This window comes from Ancylobacter koreensis, assembly GCF_023016525.1.
Lineage (GTDB): Bacteria > Pseudomonadota > Alphaproteobacteria > Rhizobiales > Xanthobacteraceae > Ancylobacter > Ancylobacter koreensis.
The window spans coordinates 1,316,696-1,333,444 of record NZ_JALKCG010000001.1 but is presented as its reverse complement, the minus strand read 5'-3'; the positions used below and the strand labels follow the sequence as shown (position 1 = coordinate 1,333,444).

At 68.9% G+C, this 16,749-nt stretch carries 15 protein-coding genes and 1 pseudogene; 9 read left to right on the top strand and 7 right to left on the bottom strand.

What is annotated here, in order from left to right; all coding sequences use genetic code 11:
- Positions 1 to 3 precede the first annotated feature (3 nt).
- The 4 genes and pseudogenes from MWN33_RS06160 to MWN33_RS06145 form a co-directional block, all read right to left on the bottom strand.
- Positions 4 to 429, bottom strand: a complete 426-nt coding sequence (locus tag MWN33_RS06160; RefSeq protein ID WP_247199544.1) for a YeeE/YedE family protein — start codon at positions 427 to 429, stop codon at positions 4 to 6.
- Complete coding sequence (locus MWN33_RS06155; RefSeq protein WP_247199543.1) at positions 426 to 755, bottom strand: ArsR/SmtB family transcription factor; 330 nt, start codon at positions 753 to 755, stop codon at positions 426 to 428. The genes MWN33_RS06160 and MWN33_RS06155 overlap by 4 nt, the downstream gene beginning before the upstream one ends.
- A gap of 32 nt (positions 756 to 787) precedes the next feature.
- Positions 788 to 1,648 (bottom strand): annotated as a pseudogene (locus tag MWN33_RS06150) (MBL fold metallo-hydrolase); the annotation flags it as partial.
- Positions 1,649 to 1,679: 31 nt separating this feature from the next.
- Positions 1,680 to 1,883 carry a YgaP family membrane protein gene (locus MWN33_RS06145; protein ID WP_247199541.1) on the bottom strand — a complete coding sequence of 68 codons (204 nt, stop codon included), beginning with the start codon at positions 1,881 to 1,883 and terminating at the stop codon, positions 1,680 to 1,682.
- A 327-nt stretch (positions 1,884 to 2,210) separates the two neighbouring features.
- Between MWN33_RS06145 and MWN33_RS06140 the strand changes: the two genes are divergently transcribed.
- Positions 2,211 to 3,179, top strand: a complete 969-nt coding sequence (locus MWN33_RS06140; RefSeq protein ID WP_425531972.1) for a YeiH family protein — start codon at positions 2,211 to 2,213, stop codon at positions 3,177 to 3,179.
- A gap of 37 nt (positions 3,180 to 3,216) precedes the next feature.
- Positions 3,217 to 4,140, top strand: coding sequence for a LysR family transcriptional regulator (locus MWN33_RS06135; protein ID WP_247199539.1), 924 nt, complete (start codon positions 3,217 to 3,219; stop codon positions 4,138 to 4,140).
- Between the two features lie 8 nt (positions 4,141 to 4,148).
- On the opposite strand, the gene MWN33_RS06130 is transcribed toward MWN33_RS06135, so the two are convergent.
- Positions 4,149 to 5,048 carry a LysR substrate-binding domain-containing protein gene (locus tag MWN33_RS06130; protein WP_247199538.1) on the bottom strand — a complete coding sequence of 300 codons (900 nt, stop codon included), beginning with the start codon at positions 5,046 to 5,048 and terminating at the stop codon, positions 4,149 to 4,151.
- A gap of 151 nt (positions 5,049 to 5,199) precedes the next feature.
- Here MWN33_RS06130 and choX point away from each other — a divergent pair, with 151 nt between their 5' ends.
- The 6 genes from choX to MWN33_RS06100 all read left to right on the top strand — a co-directional run bounded on the left by choX (position 5,200) and on the right by MWN33_RS06100 (position 11,184).
- Positions 5,200 to 6,141, top strand: a complete 942-nt coding sequence (gene choX, locus MWN33_RS06125; protein ID WP_247199537.1) for a choline ABC transporter substrate-binding protein — start codon at positions 5,200 to 5,202, stop codon at positions 6,139 to 6,141.
- 75 nt (positions 6,142 to 6,216) lie between these two features.
- Complete coding sequence (gene betC, locus MWN33_RS06120; RefSeq protein ID WP_247199536.1) at positions 6,217 to 7,755, top strand: choline-sulfatase; 1,539 nt, start codon at positions 6,217 to 6,219, stop codon at positions 7,753 to 7,755.
- A 123-nt stretch (positions 7,756 to 7,878) separates the two neighbouring features.
- Positions 7,879 to 8,220, top strand: coding sequence for a CidA/LrgA family protein (locus MWN33_RS06115; RefSeq protein WP_247199535.1), 342 nt, complete (start codon positions 7,879 to 7,881; stop codon positions 8,218 to 8,220).
- A complete protein-coding gene (locus MWN33_RS06110; RefSeq protein WP_247199534.1) occupies positions 8,217 to 8,936 on the top strand; it encodes an LrgB family protein in 720 nt (239 codons plus the stop codon). Before MWN33_RS06115 ends, MWN33_RS06110 begins: the two co-directional genes overlap by 4 nt.
- Before the next feature lie 306 nt (positions 8,937 to 9,242).
- On the top strand, positions 9,243 to 10,010 hold the full coding sequence (locus MWN33_RS06105; protein WP_247199533.1) for a YoaK family protein: 768 nt from the start codon (positions 9,243 to 9,245) through the stop codon (positions 10,008 to 10,010).
- A 40-nt stretch (positions 10,011 to 10,050) separates the two neighbouring features.
- Complete coding sequence (locus tag MWN33_RS06100) at positions 10,051 to 11,184, top strand: cupin domain-containing protein (protein ID WP_247199532.1); 1,134 nt, start codon at positions 10,051 to 10,053, stop codon at positions 11,182 to 11,184.
- Between the two features lie 10 nt (positions 11,185 to 11,194).
- Here the strand turns inward: MWN33_RS06100 and MWN33_RS06095 are convergent, their stop codons facing one another.
- Entirely contained in the window at positions 11,195 to 14,173 is a 2,979-nt protein-coding gene (locus tag MWN33_RS06095) for a glycosyltransferase (protein ID WP_247199531.1), read from the bottom strand.
- 21 nt (positions 14,174 to 14,194) lie between these two features.
- The gene (locus tag MWN33_RS06090) at positions 14,195 to 15,250 is read right to left on the bottom strand and encodes a class I SAM-dependent methyltransferase (RefSeq protein WP_247199530.1); all 1,056 of its coding nucleotides are present in this window, start codon (positions 15,248 to 15,250) and stop codon (positions 14,195 to 14,197) included.
- A gap of 232 nt (positions 15,251 to 15,482) precedes the next feature.
- Between MWN33_RS06090 and MWN33_RS06085 the strand changes: the two genes are divergently transcribed.
- Positions 15,483 to 16,220, top strand: coding sequence for a hypothetical protein (locus tag MWN33_RS06085; protein WP_247199529.1), 738 nt, complete (start codon positions 15,483 to 15,485; stop codon positions 16,218 to 16,220).
- The last annotated feature ends 529 nt before the right edge of the window (positions 16,221 to 16,749 follow it).

Here is a 16,749-nt window from a genome sequence, read left to right as displayed (position 1 = left end):
CGCTCAGCCCCCGATCACGTGGTGGGTGACGAAGACGGTGAGGAAGCCGGCCGTCATGAAGACGGCGGTCGCCACCATGGAGCGCGGCGACAGGCGGGCAAGGCCGCATACGCCATGGCCCGAAGTGCATCCCGAGCCCCACACCGCGCCGAAGCCGACCAGCAGCCCGGCCGCCGCCATCAGCGGCGGATCGTCCGAGACGGTCTGCACCACCGGTGCGCCGGTGATCGCGGCGACGAGGAAGGGCGCGCCCACCAGCCCGGCGATGAAGGCGAAGCGCTCGGCCACGCCTTTGCCCCAGGGCGGCAGCAGGCGCGCGGCGATGCCGCTGATGCCGGCGATGCGTCCTTCGACGAGCAGCAGGAGAACGGCGGAAAGTCCGATCAGCAGGCCGCCGATGAAGGAGGCGAGCGGGGTGAAGCTGGTCACGGCGTCTCTCCCCTCGGCGCGCAGAACAGCGCGTGCATGGTGGTGATGAAGGTCTCCACCCGCGGATCGGCAAGGCGGTAGAACACCTGCTTGCCCTCCTTGCGGCCGACGATGAGGCCGGCCTCGCGCAGTTCGCCGAGCTGCTGCGACAGGCCGGGCTGGCGGATGCCGAGCAGGTCCTCCAGCTCGCGCACCGCGCGCTCGCCCTCCACCAGCGCGCAGGCGACCATCAGCCGGTCCGGATTGGCCAGCTTCTTCAGGAAGGCGGAGGCCTCGCCGACCCGCGCCTTCATGTCGGCGGCCTCGCTGGGGAGTGTGTCGGGCATCGTGTCCGTTCCGGCTGTCGTTTCCAGATCCTTCAGTCCCATGCCGCTCCCTTGAGAAGGTCGAGCGGGATCTTGAGATAGCGCACGCCGTTCGATTCGGGTTCGGGAAGCCGACCGCCATTGGTGTTTATCTGCAGCGATTGCAGGATGAGCTTCGGCATGGGCAGGGTGCGGTCGCGCGCCTCGCGCAGCGCCACGAATTCCTCCTGCGTGCGGCCGCGCGCCAGATGGATGTTGCCGGCCTTCTGCGCGGCGACGCTGGATTCCCACAGCGGGGCGCGGCCGCCCGGCTGGTAGTCGTGGCCGGTGAACAGGCGCGTCTCGTCCGGCAGCGCCAGAATGTCCTGTATCGACCTCCACAACGCCTTCGCGCTGCCGCCGGGAAAATCCGCCCGCGCCGTGCCGCTGTCGGGCATGAACAGCGTGTCGTGCACGAAGGCGGCGTTGCCGATCACATAGGTGACGGAGGCCAGCGTATGGCCGGGGGAGAACATCACCCGCGCCTCGATGCCGCCGACGCGGAAGGTGTCGCCGTCGGCGAAGAGCCGGTCCCATTGCGAGCCGTCCGCTGGAAAGTCCGGCCAGTTGTAATAGCCCTTCCACAGCGTCTGGACGTCCCGCACCTTCTCGCCGATGGCGGTCGGCGCGCCGGTCTTCGCCTTCAGGTAAGGCGCGGCGGAGAAATGGTCGGCATGGGGGTGAGTGTCGAGAATCCACTCCACCGTGAGCCCGCGCTCGCGCACGAAGTCGAGCAGGCGATCGGCGGTGCGGCTCGACGTCTGGCCGGACTTCTCGTCGAAGTCGTAGACCGGATCGACGATGGCGCAGCGGCCCGTCGCGGGATCGGCGACGACATACTGCACCGACCATGTGCGCGGATCGAAGAATCCGGTGACCTCCGGCGTGCGGCTCAGCGCGGCCTCCTCAGCGGCGCCGCGTCAGCGGACAGGTGGAAAGGCCCAGCAGCGAATAGGCCGGGCAATGGCCGACAAGGGCCGTCAGCAGCGGCACCAGGCCGACGAGGCCGAGCCAGCGCAGATTGCCTTGCCATACGAAGAGAAGCGACAGCAGCGCGAAGCCGAGTATGACGCGCAACGCGCGGTCGGCGGTTCCGATGTTCCGGGTCATGTCCGGCACCCCGATGAGACGGCAGGTCCGCTCCCGCCGCCACCAACGCTACTTTGTTCTCGATATTTCGCAATCATTTTTACGATATGTAAGAATACATATCGTTGTCAGATCCGAAACCACTCACACCGCCTCGCCGTCTCTCTTGTTCGTTTTTACCGAACGTTCTATCTTTAATTATGAGTTGGATCGAACGTTCGGCAACGTGTCATGCCTTCGTCACTGGACGACGGAGGCGTGAACATGAGCCTGACCTGGCAATCCCTCGGCGGGCGCCCGCGCGGCGCCGGGACCGACAAGAACGTGCCCGGCCTTCTCCGTGGCCTCCTGCCGGGACTGCTGCTGGCCGGCGCGATCGCCGGAGCGGCCTTCGGCCTGCGCCAGCTCCCCGTGCTCGGCCTGCTCAGCCCGATGATCCTCGCCATCGTCATCGGCATGGGCTTCCACAATCTCGTCGGCACGCCGGCGCGGGCAAAGCCCGGCGTCGCCTTCGCCATGCGGCGCATCCTGCGCTTCGCCATCATCCTGCTCGGCCTGCAGCTCACCGCCGCGCAGATCGTCGAGGTGGGGGCGAGCGGCTTCGCGGTCATCGCGCTGACGCTGGTCGCCACCTTCCTGTTCACCACCATCCTCGGCCGGCTGATGGGCGTGGAGAAGGGCCTCGCCCAGCTCATCGCCGCCGGCACGTCGATCTGCGGCGCCTCGGCGGTGATTGCCACCAACACGGTGACGCGCGCCCCGGACGAGGATGTCGCCTATGCGGTGGCCTGCGTGACCATCTTCGGCTCGGTCGCCATGTTCCTCTACCCGGCGCTGCCCGGCCTTCTCGGGCTCGACGCCCATGCCTACGGCCTGTGGACCGGCGCCTCGATCCACGAGATCGCGCAGGTGGTCGCCGCCGCCTATCAGGAGGGGCAGGCGGCCGGCGAGTTCGGCACCATCGCCAAGCTCTCGCGCGTCATGCTGCTGGCCCCCGTGGTGCTGACGCTCGGCTTCCTCGCCACCCGGCGCGCCGGGCCGGACGCCTCGGGGGCCGCCCGCCCGCCGGTGCCTTGGTTCGTGCTCGGCTTCATCGCGATGATCGGCGTGAACAGCGTCATCAGCATTCCGGCGGAGGCGAAAGCGGCGCTGGTCTGGCTCACCACCTTCCTGCTCTCCATGGCGCTCGCCGCGATGGGGCTGGAGACCGATTTCGCCAAGCTGCGCGCCAAGGGGCTGCGCCCCTTCCTCCTCGGCCTCGCAGCCTTCGCCTTCATCGCCGTGTTCAGCCTCGTGCTGGTGAAGCTCACCAGCTGAGCCGCACGCCGGACCGGCGCCGTGCCTGCGGGGCGCCATGACCCTTGAGCAGCTGCGCATCTTCGTCGCCGTCGCCGAGCGCGAGCATCTCACCAAGGCGGCGCAGGCGCTGAACCTCACCCAGTCGGCCACCAGCGCGGCCATCGCCACGCTGGAGGCGAACCACGCCACCAAGCTGTTCGACCGCATCGGCCGGCGCATCATGCTCACCGAGGCCGGGCGCCTGCTGCTGGTGGAGGCGCGTGCCGTGCTGGCGCAGGTGGCGGTGGCCGAGCAGGTGCTGGTCGACCTCTCCGGTCTGGCGCGCGGGCGCCTGTCGCTCGCCGGCAGCCAGACGGTGGGCAATTACTGGCTGCCCGGCGTGATCGAGCGCTTCCGCACCGCCTATCCCGGCATCGAGGTGCGGCTGGAGATCGGCAATACCGGCGAGGTGGCGGCCCGCGTCCATCAGGGCACCGCCGATCTCGGCATCATCGAGGGCGAGGTGGACGATGCCGTCCTCGCCGCCGTGCCGCTGGCCGAGGACGAGATGGTGCTGGTGGCGCCGGTGGTGCATCCGTGGGCGTGGCGCGCGCCGCGCTCGGCGCAGGAGCTGCGCGCCGGCCCGTGGGTGCTGCGCGAGCCGGGGTCGGGCACGCGGGCGATCTTCGAAGCCTATCTGTCGCGCCACGGCGTGCGGCCCTCCGAGCTGAGGCTCGCGCTGGAATATCCCTCCAACGAGGCGATCCGCGCGGCGGTGGAGGCCGGCAGCGGCGCCACGGTGATCTCGCGGCGCGTGGTGGACCGGGCCATCCGCACCGGCACCATGGCGTTGATCGACATGCCCCTGCCCTCGCGCCAGTTCATCGCACTGCGCCACCGCGAGCGCAGCGTGACCCGCGCCGCGCAGGCCTTTCTCGACCTCGCGCTACGCCTGCGCGAGGAGGCGGATGTGATTCCCGGCGTCGCGCCCGCGCCCTGAGGGCGCCCTCACGCCTCGCCGAGGATCCAGTCGATCAGTTCGCGCGCCGGGCCGGAGGGCTCGGGCCCCGGCCGCACCCAGTAGCCGCTCTCCGGCCGCGCCAGCGCCGGGCCGACCGCCACCAGCGTGCCGTCGGCGAGCGCGCCGTCTATCAGCCCCGCCCAGCCGAGCGCCACACCCTGGTCGGCAATGGCCGCCTGCACCACGAGGCCGTAGGTGTTGAGGCTGAGATCGCCGGCCCCCGGCTCGCGCGCCAGATCGAGGGCGGCGAACCAGTCGCGCCAGGTGAACCAGCGCGGATGCGGCGTGCTGTCGAGATGCAGCAGCGGCAGGCCGGCGAGGCGGCCGGGTGCCGCGTCCGGGTTCTCGCCGAGCCCGTGCCGTGCGGCGAAATGCGGGCTGCACACGGGAAACACCCGCTCCTCGAAAAGCTGGGTGGCGCCGGCGCCGAAATCCGTGCGCGCGCCGAACAGCACCGCCACGTCCTCCGCCTCGTCGGCGCCGGGATCGGCGGCGGCGGAGGCGATGATGTGCACCTCGGTGTCCGGCCGCACCTGCCGGAACTGCGCCACGCGCGGCATCATCCAGAAGGAGGCGAAGCCGTAATCGGTGAACAGGCGCACCACCGGCCGCCGGCTCATGCGGCGCACCGCCCGCGCGCCGGCATCGAGCTCGGCCACCGCCGCGCGGGCCGCGCGGTGCAGCCGTTCGCCAGCGGGGGAAAGCGCGCTGCCGCGATGGCCCCGCTCCAGCAGCGTGGCGCCGAGAAGCTGCTCCAGCGTGCGCACCGTGTAGCTGACCGCCGGCTGCGACAGGCCGAGCTCCTGCGCGGCGGCGGTCAGGCTGCCGAGCCGGCCCACCGCCTCGAAGACGCGCACCCAGCCTAGGTCGAGGCGAGCTTCAGACATAAACTACCCTTATGCCGAGCATCCAAAATGAACGCCTTCACAGGCCCCGATAATTAACGGCCTGATGTGGGCACGCAAGAAATGCCGCAGGCCTCACAAGGCGGCTGCTTGAACATCTCACGGCTCTCGCTCCTTCCAGAGGTGTATCCCGATGAACCGTTCCGTGCTGACCGCTTCGGCCCTTTGCCTTCTCCTCACCGCCGGCCCGCTCGCCGCCGCCGACGCGCCGGCCTGCCAGACCGTACGCATGTCGGACCCCGGCTGGACCGACATCACCTCCACCAATGCCATTGCCGGCGTGCTGCTCGACGGCCTCGGCTACAAGCAGGACGTCAAGACGCTCTCGGTGCCGATCGGCTACGAATCGATGAAGAACGGCAATCTCGACGTCTTCCTCGGCAACTGGATGCCGGCGCAGCAGAAATTCATCGACGCGCTGAACGAGGCCAAGGCCGTCGAGGTGCTCGGCACGAACCTCGAAGGCGCCAAGTTCACCCTCGCCGTGCCGAATTACGTCGCCGAGGCCGGGGTGAAGGACTTCAAGGACCTCGCCGCCAATGCCGACAAGTTCGACAGCCAGATCTACGGCATCGAGCCCGGCGCGCCGGCCAACCAGAACATCCAGAAGATGGTCGACGCCAATGATTTCGGCCTGAAGGGCTGGAAGGTCGTCGAATCGGGCGAGCAGGCCATGCTGGCGCAGGTGAAGCGCGCGCAGAACGGCAAGGGCTGGATCGTCTTCCTCGCCTGGGCGCCGCACCCGATGAACGAGACCTTCAAGATCACCTATCTCTCCGGCGGCGACGCCTATTTCGGCGCCAATTACGGCGGCGCCGACGTGCGCACGCTGGCCCGCGCCGGCTGGCCGGCCCAGTGCCCCAACGCCGCGCGGCTGTTCAAGAACCTGAAGTTCGAACTGGCGACCGAAAACGCCATGATGGGCATGATCCTCGACGAGGGGCTGGAGCCCAAGGCCGCCGCCAAGGCGTGGCTCAAGGCCAATCCGCAGGCACTTGGCCCGTGGCTGGAGGGCGTCACCACGCTCGACGGCAAGCCCGGCCTGCCGGCGGTGAAGGCCTCGCTCGGCCTCTGATCCTCGCGACCCACTTGTGGCCGCCGGTGCCGCGACGCCCGGCGGCCGTTCTTTTCGCAGACCAGCGTGCAGACCATGAACCAGAGCGCCCCCCGCCCGAACATCCTCGTCCTGATGGTCGACCAGCTCAACGGGACGCTGTTCCCCGACGGGCCGGCCGGGTTCCTGCACGCGCCGCATCTCAAGGCGCTGGCGGCGCGCTCGGCGCGCTTCGCCAATTGCTACACGGCGAGCCCGCTCTGCGCGCCGGCGCGAGCCTCCTTCATGTCCGGGCAATTGCCGAGCCGCACGCGGGTCTATGACAACGCGGCGGAGTTCACCTCCGACATCCCGACCTATGCCCACCACCTGCGGCGCGCCGGCTACCACACGGCGCTGTCGGGCAAGATGCATTTCGTCGGGCCGGACCAGCTCCACGGCTTCGAGGAGCGGCTGACCACCGACATCTACCCCGCCGATTTCGGCTGGACGCCGGACTACTCGCGGCCCGGCGAGCGCATCGACTGGTGGTATCACAACCTCGGCTCAGTGACGGGCGCGGGCGTCGCCGAGATCACCAACCAGCTCGAATATGACGACGAGGTGGCCTATCACGCCGGCCGCAAGCTCTACGACCTCGCGCGCGGGCAGGATGGGCAGGGAAACGGACGACCCTGGTGCCTGACGGTGAGCTTCACCCACCCGCACGACCCCTATGTCGCCCGCAAACGGTTCTGGGACCTCTACGAGGACTGCCCGGCGCTCGACCCTGAGGTTCCGCCGATCCCCTTCGAGCGGCAGGACCCGCACAGCCAGCGCCTGATGCTCGCCAGCGACCACGCCAAGAGCCATGTCACGCCTGAGGATGTGCGCCGCTCGCGCCGGGCCTATTTCGCCAACATCTCCTATATCGACGAGAAGATCGGCGAGCTGGTCGACATTCTGGAGCGCTGCCGGATGGCGGAAAACACGCTCGTGGTGTTCGTCTCCGACCATGGCGACATGCTCGGCGAGCGCGGCCTCTGGTTCAAGATGAACTTCCTGGAAGGCTCGGCGCGGGTGCCGCTGATGATCGCCGCCCCCGGCCTGCCGGCGGGGCGCATCGACCGGCCGGTCTCGACGCTCGACGTGCTGCCGACGCTGGCCGAACTCGCCGCGCTCGACCTCTCCGGCGTCATGCCGTGGACGGACGGCGAGAGCCTCGTGCCGACCGCCACCGGCGGCACGCCGCGCGGGCCGGTGCCGATGGAATATGCGGCGGAGGGCTCCTATGCGCCGCTGGTGGCGCTGCGCGAGGGGCCGTGGAAGCTCGTCCTGTGCGAACTCGACCCGCCCGTGCTGACGAATCTCGACGACGACCCGCACGAGCTGGTGAACCGGGCGCAGGACCCCGCCTGCGCGGATGTGCTGGCCGCGATGACGGCGACGATGCGCGCCCGCTGGGACCTCGCGCGCTTCGACGCCGAGGTGCGCGCCAGCCAGGCCCGTCGCCACGTCGTCTACGAGGCGCTGCGCAACGGCGCCTATTACCCCTGGGACTTCCAGCCGCTTCAGAAGGCCTCCGAGCGCTACATGCGCAACCATATGGACCTGAACGTGCTGGAGGATTCGCAGCGTTTCCCGCGCGGCGAATGACCTCCGTCCAGACGCGCGGCGAATGGCTGCGATCACATCAATTCGCTTCACTTGGCCGTCCGGGCCTGTAGACCCTTCATCGCCTCCCTGCCGCACGGGGAACGCATGGGCATGAGGGATCGAATGCTGCAATCGCTGACCGTCATCATCGCCTGCCTCGTCATCGGCGAGGCCGCGCGGTTCGTCACCGGCGTGCCGCTTCCCGGCCCGGTCATCGGCATGGTGCTGCTGCTGGCGCTGCTCGTCTTCCGGCGCGGCCCGGCGCCCGAAATGCAGCAGACCGGGCAGGGCCTGCTGCGCAACCTCGCTCTGTTCTACGTGCCGGCGAGCGTCGGCCTGATCAACGAACTGCCGCGCCTGATGGCGCAGGCCGGGCCCATCGCCGCCGCCCTCCTCGGCTCCACCGTGCTCGGCATGGCCGCCACCGCGCTCGCCATGCGCCTGCTGAGCCGGGACGAGCCGTGACGGAGACATTGGTCGACCTGCCGGCGATCGGCGCCTCGCCGCTCTTCGGCCTCGCCCTGACGCTCGGCGTCTATGTCGGCGCAAGCTGGCTGCAGCGCCGCTGCGGCGGCATCGCGCTGCTCAACCCGGTGCTGGTGTCGGTGACGGCGATCGTGGCGGTGCTCAGCTTGGGCGGCATTCCCTACGAGCACTACATGCGCGGCGCGCAATATGTCGGCGTCTTCGTCGGCCCGGCGACGGTGGCGCTCGCCCTGCCGCTCTACGACAATCTCGGTTCGATCCGCCGCTCCGCGCGGGCAATCCTGCCGGCCATCGCCATCGGCACGCTCGTCACCTCGCTGGGGGCGCTCGGCATCGGCTACATGCTCGGCGCCTCGCGCGAGGTGGCGCTGTCGCTTGCCGTGCATTCGGCGACGACGCCCATCGCCATGGGCATCACCGAGGAGGTCGGCGGCGTGCCGGCGCTGGCGGCGGCCTTCACCCTCATCACCGGCCTTTCCGGCGTGCTGCTGCACGGGCCGGTGATGCGGCTGGCGCGGGTGAAGGACTGGCGGGCGCGCGGCCTCGGCGTCGGCACCGTCGCGCACGGCCTCGGCACGGCGCGCATGCTGCAGATCAACGCGACCGCCGGCGCCTATGCCGGCATGTCCATCGGCATCGCCGCGCTGCTGACCTCGATGATCGTGCCGCTGGTGGCGAGCTTCTGGCCGGGCTGAGCTGGCGATCCTCTCACGCGAAACAGCGGCCGGGCCGCCCGGCATACCGGAAAAAAACGTAACCGGCTCGGCGGTCCTTCGCGAAAAGTGTCCCCTTTGGGATGTTGCCGGCGCTTCCGGCCGCTGCGATAAATATTCGCGTAATTTCGAACCCGCATTTCACGCGAGGACGAACGAAGTAATGTCGAAATAGCGACGCGGATACATCATCCGGTCGTCGTTTCGTTGCGTCCGCCAGCCCTCGACTGCGCACGCGGTCGGACCGGCAGGCGCCGGGACGCGTGACATCTGGCAAAGGGGGCTCTCTTGACGACCGCAGTCATACACGACCATCCCGAAAAGATCCGGTATCCCCTTGTGGAGCGCCCGTTCGTGGGCTTCCTTCTCGCCTTCATGGCGGGCTCGATGAATGCCTGGACGCTGCCGAACGCGCAGACCTTCGCCACCGTCCAGTCCGGCAACGTCGTGCAGAGCGGCTACTGGCTCGCTCAGGGCGAGTGGGACAAGTTCACCTTCCCCTTCCTCTCCGTCATGGCCTTCGGCCTCGGCTCCGCCTTCTGCGGCATCCTGATGATCCGGCGCCTGCGCAAGGGCCAGATCTACACCCCCGTCATCCTGTTCCTGCAGGCGGCGATGCTCATCGTGCTCTGGTACCTCGCCCATATGGCGGTCGCCGACCCGGGCGCGGCGGTGAACGCGCACTACATCGCCTACGCGATCAGCTTCGTCGCCGGCATGCAGGGCAATGCGTTCCACAAGAACCACGGCATGCTCTACGGCGCGGTCGCCGTCACCTTCGTGGTGCAGATGGCCTTCAACTTCCTGGTCCAGGGCCTGTTCCGGCGGGAAGGCATCAATGGCGAACCCAACCTGATGTGGGCCGGCATCTTCTTCCTCACCCTGCTCGGCTTCGCGGCGGGCGGCGGCATCGGCTTCCTGGTCGGCGACTACGTGTTGCAGAGCGGCGCCATCCTGCTGCCGGCGGCGATCGCGCTGATCCTCGGCCTTGTCGCCCTGAAGGACTCCAGGAAGCCCGGCGCCGTCGACCCCTCGGCCGGCGGTCACTTCGCCTGAGCCCCGCGCATTTCTTCGTCACACAGACAGGATTCGTCCCATGACCGATCTCCAGCAGCCGATACGCGGCACGCAGGGCGCCGACATCGTCGGCCCGCGCAACCCGGCCGTCGAGGCGCAGAACCCCGACATCTTCCTGCCGCCCGCCACCGACAATGGCGGCATTCCGAACCTCAAATTCCCCTTCGCCATGGCGCATAACCGGCTGGAGGACGGCGGCTGGGCGCGCGAGGTGACCCAGCGCGAGATGGGCTCGCTCAAGGAGCTCGCCATCGTCAACATGCGCCTGCCGCCCGGCGTCGTGCGCGAGATGCACTGGCACAAGGAGGCCGAGTGGGCCTATGTGCTCAAGGGCCGCGTGCGCTTCTACATCATCGACGACCAGCGCCGCACGCTGATCGAGGACCTCGAACCCGGCGATCTCTGGCTCGCCCCCGCCGGCTTCCCGCACGCGATCCAGGGGCTGGAGGAAGGCACCGAGTTCGTGCTCGTCTTCAACGACGGCAACTTCTCGGAAAACCAGACCCTGCTCGTCACCGAGCTGTTCGCCCACACCCCGCGCGAGGTTCTGGCGAAGAATTTCGGCGTGCCGGTCGAGGCGTTCGACGGCATCCCGGCGGCGGAGAAGTACATCTTCCGCCAGCCCGTTCCCCCGCCGCTGGATGAGGTGCGCGCCGCGCTCGGCGCGGTGGAGTTCACCGACAAATACGTGTTCCGCGCCTCGAAAATCGCCCCGACGCCCTATCCCGGCGGCGCCACCACGGTGGTCGATTCGAAGACCTTCGAGGTGACGAACCTCGCCGCGCTGTTCATCGACCTCGAACCCGGCGGCATGCGCGAGATCCACTGGCATCCCGACGCCGACGAGATCCAGTACTACATCAGCGGCAAGGCGCGCATGACGGTGTTCGACGCGGTGAGCAACGCGCGCACCTTCGACTTCGTGGCCGGCGATGTGGGCTATGTCCCCAAGACGCTGGCCCACTACATCGAGAACATCGGCGACGAGCCCGTGCGCGTGCTCAACGTGTTCCATACGGGCGAGTACAGGGACGTCTCGCTGAACAACTGGCTGGCCCTGACGCCGAAGCATCTGGTGAAGGGGCATCTCGATGTGGGCGATCCGCTGATGTCCTCGCTGCGCGCCAGCCGCCAGCCGGTCGTCAAGGGCTGAGGGTGCCCGCTCAGGGCTGCGTGGCGGCGGCGGGCATCGCCCGGAAGGGCGCGCCGCGCGCGGCAAGGCCGGGCCCGATCTCCGCGAGGCGCTGGCGGATGGCGCGGCCCACCGCCTCGCGGCCGAAGCGCGCCACGATGGCGCGCGCACCCTCCCGCGCGCGCCGATGCGCCTCCTCCGGCCGCTCGACGACCGCGCGCATGATGCGGGCGGCCTCGGCGGTCGAAGGCTCGGCCCAGACCTGCCCGTGCGCGAACGCATATTCCTCGGGCCGTACCCGCCGCAGCGCATAGGGCACGGGGAAACCCGTGCGCTCGCTGAGGAAATCCCGGCTGCCGGCGAAATCGGTACCGATGACGATCTTGCCCATCATCATCGCCTCCGCCATGCCGATGCCGAAACCCTCCGAGCGGTGCAGCGACACGTAGGCATCGGCCGCGCCGATCAGCCCGAGCATGTCCTCGCGCCCCAGCGAGCCGTCGAGGCGCAGGATGCGCGGATCGGCCGCCAGTGCCGCCTCGATCTCCTGCTGCACGTCGGGATAGGCGGCCGCCGGGCCGATCGACTTCAGCACCAGCCCGACCTTTTCCGTGCCGATCGGAAAGGCCTGCCGGAAAGCCCACAGCAGGGCGAGCGGGTTCTTGCGGTGCGGCGAGGAGTAGTAGTCAAAGCTGTAGAGGAAATAGAAGCGGTCTTCCTCCATGCCGAAACCGGCGCGGCCGGGCCTCGGCCCCTCGCCCGGCTCGACCGCCGTCGGCACGATATGGATCGGCCGGTCGAACACGCCGCGAAAGGCCTCGGCGACGAAGGTGCTCGGCGCCCAGATCTCGTCGACGCGCGCAAGGCAGGCGCGCCAGGCTTCGGGCGCCTTCGGCAGCTCCCAATAGGCGCGCAGGATGGTGTAGCCCGCTCCGATGACCCCGGCCTCCAGCACGCGCGGCACATGTTCGGTGGCAACGCAGATGACGTCGACGGGACTGGGAGCCGAGGTGTCGTACAGCTCGGGAAGAAACGAGCCGATCCGCCGCGTCTCGATGCCGGTGTTGAACGGATAGATGGAGGTCGGCACGCCGGCGGAGCGCGCCGCCAGAATGTCGTTGCGCAGCGCCTGGCCGAGCCCGAGGTCGCCTTCCACATAGCCGACGAAGCGGCAGGCCGGGACCGGAGCCGCCGGCGACGACGTGGCGAGGGCCGGCGCGGGAGAGATGGGCGTGGGAGAGATGGGCGCGGGTTCCGGCACCGGCAACGGCCCTTCCCCGGCGCGCGCGGCCCGCTCCAGCGCGGCCCTCAGGGCGAAGCCGGTGTTGCGCCAGGAGAAATCCGCCCGCATCGCCCGCACGCCGGCGGCGGACAGCGCGGCATAGCGCGGCGCGTCCATGTCGTAGGCCTCGACGAGGCGGGCGACGAGACCCTCCACATCCGGCTCCCACCAGTTGCCGACATCGCCGAAACCCTTGTCGGCATAGTTCGCCGGCACCGGACGCCCCCCGAAGGTGAGCGCGCCGGGATAGCGGAAATCCGCCGTGCCGCCATAGTCGCCGAAGATCGCCGGCCGGCCGCAGGCGAGCGATTCCGCCACCACGAATCCGAACCCCTCGCTGCGCGAGGTGCAGACGGTGAAGTCGACCCCGCGATAGAGGGCGGCCAGTTCCTCGTCGCTCAGCGGCACGATCGTCTCATAGATCGACAGCCCGTCCTCGACGAACTCGCTGATCTCGAAATGGCGCGAGCGGTAGCTGAAGCTCGGGGCATGCCTCACCCCGGCGCGCACGCCCGTGCCCATGACCACCAGATGCGCCAGCGGGCGCAGCCGGCGGAAATCCGCCCACGCCGCCAGCATGACGTCGAGGCCCTTGCGGTGCTGGTTATGGGCGAACCAGAGGAAAGTCCTGCGCGCGTAGCGGCGCGCCGCCTCGCCCCAGGGCGAGAAGACGTCGCTCTCCACCCCCAGCGGCACATAGGCGGCGTTGGCGAAGCCCTCCTGCCGCAGTACCTGCGTGCCCCAGCGCGAGGTCGTCATGACGGTTCGGTAGAGCCGGCCATATTGCAGCCAGCGGTCGGGCAACCGGGTGGTCTCCCAGACGGTGAAGAGATGATCCAGCGGGCGCGTGCCGGGATGCGAGAAGATCAGCTCCGGGCAGGCCGGATTGATCATGCCCATCTCGCCGAGGGTGCGGTGCAGATGGCGGTTGATCCGCGCCCATGAATGCACCTCGGCCGACCCGTGGTCGCGGTGCAGCACCTGCCGGGTGACATGCTTCTCGACGAACAGCCGCTTGTTGCGGGTGGAGTAATAGGTCTGCCGGGGCGAGCCGGCGCCCATCGTCGAGCTCGTCCAGTGCCGGATGGTCGACTGGGGGAGATAGGCGCAGCCATAGCCCGCCTCGCGCAGCCGGAAGCCGAAATCGGCGTCTTCGTGGTAGAAGCCGAAATCGTCGTCGAGAAAGCCCAGCTCGTCCACGGTCGAGAGGCGCAGCCCCGCCAGAGTGAGCTCGCAGAAGTCCGCCTCCAGCCGCCGCGTACCGGGCGCGGGCGGCCTCGTATCGTGCTGGAACACCCGGTGATGCAGGTTCCAGAACACGCGGTAGGTGTGCACGTTCACGCCCGCCGCCTCGTCGACGACGATCTGCGCCGGCGCCACGATGCCGAGCTTGGGATCGGCGATCAGCTCGGCGAGGCACTCACGCACCACGTCGGTAAGGAAGGCGATATCGTTGTTGCCGACGAACAGGAACGCGCAGCCGCGCGCCCTCGCCAGCCGCGCGCCGAGATTGCAGGCCTGCGTATAGGTCAGGCGCTCACCGGTGCGCAGCACGCCGACGCCGTGGCGGTGGCACAGTTCCACCGTGCCGTCCGTGCTGCCCTGATCGATGACCAGCACGCTGCTGCCGGGCAGCCGCAGGGTCGGCAGCATCCTCTCCAGCAGATGCGCGCCATCGACCGACGGAATGACGAGAAGTGTCCTGTCGACCGCCTGCTTCAGATTCATCACCGCCCCTCGCACGCGGCGTCAGCCGGCCCGCTGCCGCCGCCTGCGCCTGAACTTCGCGTATTTCCGCCGGACGAACTGCACGGCAGCGACCACCGGCGCGGTCAACGGCATGAGGACGCCGGCGTGCCAGGTGAGGCGCGCGATGCGCCGCTCGGCCTTCGCCACCCGCTGTTCGAGCGCGACCACGACGCCCACGATCGGGTCTTCGACCTCCTGCCGCTCTATCAGCCGGGCCTGTCCGGCATCGAGCCGGCGGGCGAACTCCTCCACGGCGGCGAGGCGTCGCTTCAGCAGGCCCATCTCATCGCTCGGCGCCGAGACATCCTCGTCCACCACCGGCCGGACGATCGGGGCGACGCTGCGCCGCGAGGCCCTGAAGGCGTCGCTCACCCCGGCGCCGAGCCGGGCATAGGCCGTGCGGATGAGATCGGCGGTTTCCGCGTCGGCCTCGAAGAAGACACGCAGAGCCTCCGGTACCTCCTCGCCCACGGCGAGGATTCCGAGCCCGTGGCCGTGGTGGAAGTTGAAGTGCGGATAGCGCGCGCTGATTTCCTCGAACAGCTTCCACACGCCGAAATCACGCTGGCGCACCTCGGTATCGTGGAACAGCACCACGCCCCGGCGGGACAGCTTGGGGAGCCATTCGGCGAAGTCGCGGCCGACATCCTCGTAATAGTGCCGGCCATCGATGTGCAGAAGATCGATGGAGCCGTCGGCGAAGGAACCGACCGCCTGCGAGAAGGTGCTCCGCACGAGGTTCGATATGTCGGCATAGCCCTCGCGACGGCGCTGGAAGGCCTCGAAAACCTCCTCGCCATAATGGCCGGCATGCTCGTCGCCCTGCCAGGTATCGACCGCATGGGCGAGGCTGCCGGGCGAATAGCGCCGGATCGCCTGACAGAAGGCAAGGAACGAGAAGCCGTGATGGGTACCCAGCTCGACGATCACCTTCGGCCGCACGGCGGCGACGAGATGGAAGGCGAAAGGCGCGTGCTCCAGCCATGCCGATTCGACGAGGTGCTCGACCTGATCGAAGGAGGGGCGCGAAAGGAAGGTCGGCAATGGGTCGTGCACGGCGAGGCTCCTGTCGTGTCGTGCCCGCAGGGTCGCGCGCGGCGATCCCCCCGCGCGCCGAACCGGGCCGGGCACGACGGACGGGACTAGACAGGATGGGGCGTTTGCCCGTCAAGCACGCGGGGCACCGCGCCGCTTCTGGAAGGCGCGGCGAACACCGCCGAAGCGCGACCGCCCCGGCTGGAGACGGCCGCGCCCGGCTGCTAAGGTCCGCCCGGCGAGAGGATGGCGGATGAAAGACAGTTTGCGGATGGTGGTGATCGGTGCCGCCGGCATGGTGCTGGGCATCGTTCTCGGTTTCGTGCTCGCCGCCACCTTCTGGGACCGGCTGCTCGTTGGCATCAACAGCGACAACCTGTCGAACTGGCTCGGCTTCACCGGCGCCATCCTCGGCGCCATGGCCACCGTCACCGCCGGCGCGCTCGCTTATCTCGGGGTGCTCTACAGCCATTCCGCCAGCACGCGCGACGACGCCGTGCACCGCATCACCGGCTATCTCGCCACCCTGCGCAATCTCTATGCGAGCTGGCTCGAACTGAAGGACATGCCCGAGACCGATCCGAACCGGCCGCTGAAGATCCACACGCTGCAGAGCGAGCTGGTGCGGCCGGAGATCACGGTCGCCCTGTACGATTCGATCCTGCAGGAAGATCAGGTCCCGGTCTTCGTGTTCTGCAACACGCTGCGCGTCGCGCTCACCAGCGGCCATCCCCACCAGCAGAATGCGGCGGCGATCGCGCTCTACATCTTCGAGGACGTCACGCGGGCGCTGACCATCCGCAAGAGGCTGCTGGAGGAGGGCAGTCCGCTTCGCAAGGTGCAGGGCACCAAGTTCCTGAAGCCGGAGCCCTATATCAACGCGCTCTCCGACGGCCGGACCGACGACCTCGCGGCAAGGAAGGCATGGGTCTATGCCGAGCCCGGGCAGGCGGGCCCCGCCCCCCTTGAGCCGTTCGGCGTCGATCCATGAGCCGCAAGGCACCCCGAAGCGCGGCGGCCGACGCGCACAACTTTCGTCAAGGCGCTGGAATTTCAGGACAAGGGCGCGCCAGTCAGGATGAAACCGGGAACTCCTAAGTGATTGTATTTTCGTTACAAATTTTGAAGGAGAGGCGTCCACTAGCCGTATGGGCCAGCGGCACGCTCGGGGCGCAGGTGAACCATTCGGCCCTTCGGCCCATGGCAAACGAGAAGGGCGGGGGCGTGTCGCTCTCGACAAGGCGGATCGCCGCGCGGTCCGGCTCATGTTGAAGGCCTCCGCTACCGCGTTGACCGCGTCCGTCGGCGACCCGCTCCGGCGACAGGGCGCCACCCGGCCGCGTCTCCTCCGCCCGGCAGACTAGGCGCTGGCCGCGATGATGGTGCCAGTGCTCCAGCTCGTGGGCGATCGAGAACCGCTTGCGCCGGAGGGCTGTCGGCCTTCACGGTTATGATGGCCTGATCGCCGGCGCCGATGATGCGCGCCTCGCAGCCCTCAAGCGGGCGATAGCGGATACGCG

Coding starts and splice junctions, on each gene's coding strand:
- MWN33_RS06095 (WP_247199531.1), bottom strand. CDS start 14,173: ATGAATCTGAAGCAGGCGGTCGACAGGACACTTCTCGTCATTCCGTCG.
- MWN33_RS06085 (WP_247199529.1), top strand. CDS start 15,483: ATGAAAGACAGTTTGCGGATGGTGGTGATCGGTGCCGCCGGCATGGTG.
- betC (WP_247199536.1), top strand. CDS start 6,217: ATGAACCAGAGCGCCCCCCGCCCGAACATCCTCGTCCTGATGGTCGAC.
- MWN33_RS06145 (WP_247199541.1), bottom strand. CDS start 1,883: ATGACCCGGAACATCGGAACCGCCGACCGCGCGTTGCGCGTCATACTC.
- choX (WP_247199537.1), top strand. CDS start 5,200: ATGAACCGTTCCGTGCTGACCGCTTCGGCCCTTTGCCTTCTCCTCACC.
- MWN33_RS06115 (WP_247199535.1), top strand. CDS start 7,879: ATGCTGCAATCGCTGACCGTCATCATCGCCTGCCTCGTCATCGGCGAG.
- MWN33_RS06130 (WP_247199538.1), bottom strand. CDS start 5,048: ATGTCTGAAGCTCGCCTCGACCTAGGCTGGGTGCGCGTCTTCGAGGCG.
- MWN33_RS06155 (WP_247199543.1), bottom strand. CDS start 755: ATGCCCGACACACTCCCCAGCGAGGCCGCCGACATGAAGGCGCGGGTC.
- MWN33_RS06100 (WP_247199532.1), top strand. CDS start 10,051: ATGACCGATCTCCAGCAGCCGATACGCGGCACGCAGGGCGCCGACATC.
- MWN33_RS06135 (WP_247199539.1), top strand. CDS start 3,217: ATGACCCTTGAGCAGCTGCGCATCTTCGTCGCCGTCGCCGAGCGCGAG.